The organism is Bartonella sp. AP30XZML, from assembly GCF_042195945.1.
In the GTDB taxonomy this organism is placed as follows: domain Bacteria; phylum Pseudomonadota; class Alphaproteobacteria; order Rhizobiales; family Rhizobiaceae; genus Bartonella.
In genome coordinates this window covers 1-4649 of record NZ_JBHIPJ010000060.1, presented here as the reverse complement: position 1 = coordinate 4649, position 4649 = coordinate 1, and the positions used below count along the sequence as shown (strand labels likewise).

Below are 4649 nucleotides of genomic sequence, written 5' to 3'. Positions count from 1 at the left end.
GCCAATCCAAAACATCTGGTCATTTGTGAAGGCATTGAAACCGGTCTGGCTCTTTTGTCTGGGTTGTTATCAGAGCCCGTTAATTTATGGGCTTCTCTTTCAACCAGTGGCATGATGCGTGTGAATTTACCCCCTACAAAAGGACGTCTGACAATTGCAATGGACGGCGATGATGCGGGTCGTAAAGCAGGTTTTACCCTAGCTGCACGTGCCTATAGCCATGGCTTTGAGGTCTTTATGATGCAAGCTCCAAAAGGAACCGATTTTAATAACGTATTACTTTCTTAAAAGAGGGAAACTATGAAAGATAGTAATTTACAAAACAATAATGAAAATACTCCCGTCAATGATAACGATAATGTCTCTTTAAACGAAAATACTTGTTTAAAAGCCATTTCTTATGAACAAGCCTTGCAACAAAATGGTTGGGGGCAATTACAACCGATTGCTACGGCTCTCTTACCCGTCGAGCCTTTTAAAATATTCCTGCTTCCAACACCATTAATAAACTATGTTTATGACGTTGCTGATATTCAACAATCTTCTATCGATTTTGTTGCTGTTTCTGCTTTATGTGGATTGTCTGCTGTCATTGGAAATGGCGTGCGGGTTTCTCCAAAACAACATGCCAATTGGAAAATTGTTCCTAATCTCTGGGGTGCCATTGTGGGGGAACCTTCAACTATGAAAACAGATACCATGGAAGCTGCTTTAGCACCTCTTGATGTTTTTCAAGAGGAATGGCATCAAGAATGGTTAAAGAAGAAAAAACAGCAAGAAACAAAAGATATTCTTATTGAATTAGACAAAAGAGAAAAGAAAAAACAAGCCTACAAAGCACTCAAAGATCAAGACGAGGAACAAGCCCTTGCTCTTCTTTCTCAATCTCTTGAACATAAAGAAAGTGAGGAAGATGACACGCTTAATAAACGACGTCTTATTGTCAACGATGTGACCGTCGAAAAGCTTGGGGAATTGTTAAAAGAAAACCCCCGTGGTCTCTTGTTGGTTCGTGATGAATTATCTGGTTTTTTATCCGATTTGGAACGGAAGGAATATCAATCAGACCGTTCTTTTTATCTAACAGCTTTTAATGGCAAAAAATCATACACCTATGACCGTATAGGACGTGGAACCATTTTTATTCCCAATGCAACCATTTCCATTATTGGGGGCATTCAACCTTCACGGATTATTCCCATTATTCAAGCAATGCACCATGGAACAAATAATGACGGCTTATTGCAACGATTTCAAATGCTGGTGTGGCCCGATGAACGAAAAGAGCGGTTATGGGTTGATAGACCTCCCAATCAAAAGGCATGGGAAAGTTATCAAGGAATTTTTCGTTCTCTTTATGATAAACCATTAGGATCACCAAAACACCCTATTACCATACGCTTTTCTGCTGAAGCTTAAGAAATGTTTCGTGTATGGTGGGAAAATTTTCAAAGAACAATCAAAGGAGGTCATTTCTCATCAAGTTTACAAGCGCATCTTTTGAAAATGAATAAAACCATACCAACCCTTGCATTGATTTTTGAATTGAGTGAAGGGGGGCGTTTTGAAATCAATAGAGATGCCCTTGAGAGAGCCTTATATTGGGAAGAATATCTGATAAGTCATGCAAAACGTCTTTATGCGGCGAATGATACATTAACAGCAGAGCGTGCAAAATTAATTGTAGAGCGCTGTGATCTTTTACCCAATGTTTTTACGGCAAGAGATATCTATAGACGGTGTTGGAGATCTTTAAAAGACAATGGAGCCGTTAAGCAAGCTTTAGAGCTTTTATGTCGTTGTAACTATATTCGTGAATTTCCTATAGAGGGGAATGAATTAGGTCGGCGTCCTGATAGACGGTATGAATGGAATCCTTTGGTTAAAAACAACAGCATAAAACAATAAAGAAATCTCTTTTGAAGTCTTTAAGACAACCACGCAAAACTCTTTTTATGGCATTCTCATCAAGGAACTTTTTTCCAAAAGCAAATGATCTGAGTGACCTTATCAGAAGAGTTTTGTCAGTCTTGTCAGTTCATTCTAGCTCCTATATTATTTTTTTTAAATGAGAGAAAATTAAAAACATTATATTTCAATATGTTAGTATTTTAACGATACAACCTATATCGACAATACAACCTTAAATACAATCCATAATATATATTTGTCAGTTTGTGTCTGTAAATTGAACTAACAAACTAGATTATTTTAGTGACTCATAAAACCTATCAAAATAATCATTATGATATTTTAAAAGCACATGCTTCATTTGTCTTTTTCCATAAAATAAACAGCAAATTTCACTATTTTGCTGATCTGATCTCTCTCATGGGCTGCGGATAAACAGCATTTAAAAACTCTTTTGAAAAAATTATCGGCTTTTTTAGCATTTTTCTGCATTTTTTCTCAATTCGTTCAAAATGGATTTAATAAGCTTCGTTTTAATTCTTTTGAAGAGACTTAAACCCCTTATACGAAAACGGAGCTCTGTTGTAACAGGGCGTGAACTGGATCATTTGCACGTGAATTATGAAACTGTAAAACCTTATCCCGTAACCTTTAAAAAAGGTAATCCAAAAGTTACAGAAATCTCTAATCCAGAAAAATTCTATTACGTGACTGAAATGAAATTCGCAAAAGCAGGTAAAGAGAAAGATAAAACCACTGTTATTTATAATAACAATATCACAATAACAGATATCCCTCTTGACGCTTGTGAGTATATCGTTAATGGTAAATCCACTCTTGAATGGGTTATGGGGCGTCAATGTGTTAAGACTGATAAAAAGAGTGGCATTGTTAATGATGCCAATCGTTATGCTGTTGAAACCATTGGCAACCCTGCCTACCCTCTAGAGTTATTTCAGAGGGTTATTACCATAAGTTTAGAGACAATGAAAATTGTTAAGAACCTACCAAAATTGGAAATAAGAGAAACTGAATAACTTAAAAGCATGCTCACATAATGGGTATGATAAACTCATAAGGGGTATAAGGTTTTATACCTATAGGTTCTTATATCCCTTTTATAAATTGCTGACATACAATCTTTAAAAGGATAATTTATCATACGTTATTTAAAAAGAAGAAACTTGCACTTTTAGATACTCTTATTTACATTGCCTTTAAAAGATTAAACCGTAATCTAAAATGATAGCTTTATTGTTATCAGAAGCTTTATTTAAAGAGGGTTATGTATATTCATTTTCTTATATTACTTATAGGTTTTGAATGTTTCTACCCCCCCAAAACCCTTACAAAACATAGAGCATTAGTTGTATTTATAGGTTGTATTTTGATATAGGTTGTTTTTTTTGGAAACTTGATAAAAGTTAACATATTGAAATATAATAACTTTTATTTTTTATTGAAAAAAATATATAAAAGGGGCGTAAAAAGCACCTCCAAAACTCATAACCATAATGGTCTTGATAGCATTTATTATGATTATAATCCCTTTCTTTTGAAAGGCTTTAAAAGATCACATACTCTCATAAGACATGTTTTAATCATTCACTAAATGATCACTTTTGTCGATTCAATGTACTGACATAAACTGACAAATATATATTTACAGTTGTATTTATTTGTTATGGCTGTTTTAATAAGTTGTATTTTGAAAAAATCATAAAACTTAACTTATTGAAATATAATGATTTTAATTTTCTCTCATTTAAAAAAAATGATATAGGTTCTAAAAAGAACTGACAAAAATGACAAAAGTGTATTAAAAGGGATTTTGCTCATCTCTATAATGATCAGTTTCTATTGAGATGTTTTCATAACAGTCTATAAATCGTAATTATCCTATTTATCGTTTCTCTTATGAAAATGAAAAATGATGCGGTGGCTATAAAGCATATAACAGCTATAGAGAATGCATAAAAACAGCAAGGTTTTATAATCATAATGCAAATGAAAGGGTTGGTTATAAAGACCATCTCTATGAAAAGCTGTTAAGTTGCAAATGTGTTATAAAAAAAATTCACAAAAAAATTAAAATTCATTTAGTGAAAAAAACTGATAGGTTATAAAGTTAAAAATACGCACTATGAGAGCGTTTCTAAATATTATCAATGTATAGATTCAGAAAATAACGCAATCGTTTCATAAAGCCCATAATATAGCTTTAAAAGCATATAAATATAAAAGAAGCAATTAATAGGCATAAGATATTATCAATACATAACGTATTTAAAAAATAAAAAAAATATCAAAAAAGATAAAATATTATTTGACAATAAATACGTATTTTGTTATATAAATAATCAAGTGATTGAAAAACAATTAAATCGTTAGCGGATTGGTTACGAAACAACCCTTCCCATTCTTTAAAATACTGACTTTCTTTTATGCTACCATTAGCATATAACGATTATGTCGGGTGTGGTTATGCTATACAATACTCTTTATGAGGAAAGCATAACAGCGGACTAACGACCGTGTTTTTCAGCACCCGGCGCCCTTATGGGCTGTTAATGAAAAATTTTAATTTCGTTAGGAAAAAACTATGAAAACTATAGTAAAAAACACCCCCGTTATCTCTAATATTTCAAATGAAACCACGTCTGTTAATCAACAAGAGCCTGCAAAAAAATATGAATTTATTGATGATTGTGAATATATCGATGGTCATTTCTTAACTC

The 4649-nt window shown here is 32.9% G+C and carries 1 protein-coding gene and 2 pseudogenes; all 3 read left to right on the top strand.

Annotated features, from left to right (window positions below; all coding sequences use genetic code 11):
* Positions 1–288 (top strand): toprim domain-containing protein (locus ACFIL2_RS04880; protein WP_375680517.1); only part of this gene is annotated, 288 nt, incomplete at its 5' end.
* A gap of 12 nt (positions 289–300) precedes the next feature.
* Positions 301–1908, top strand: a pseudogene (locus tag ACFIL2_RS04875) (YfjI family protein).
* 584 nt (positions 1909–2492) lie between these two features.
* A pseudogene (locus ACFIL2_RS04870) lies at positions 2493–2948 on the top strand (type ISP restriction/modification enzyme); the annotation flags it as partial.
* Positions 2949–4649 lie beyond the last annotated feature (1701 nt).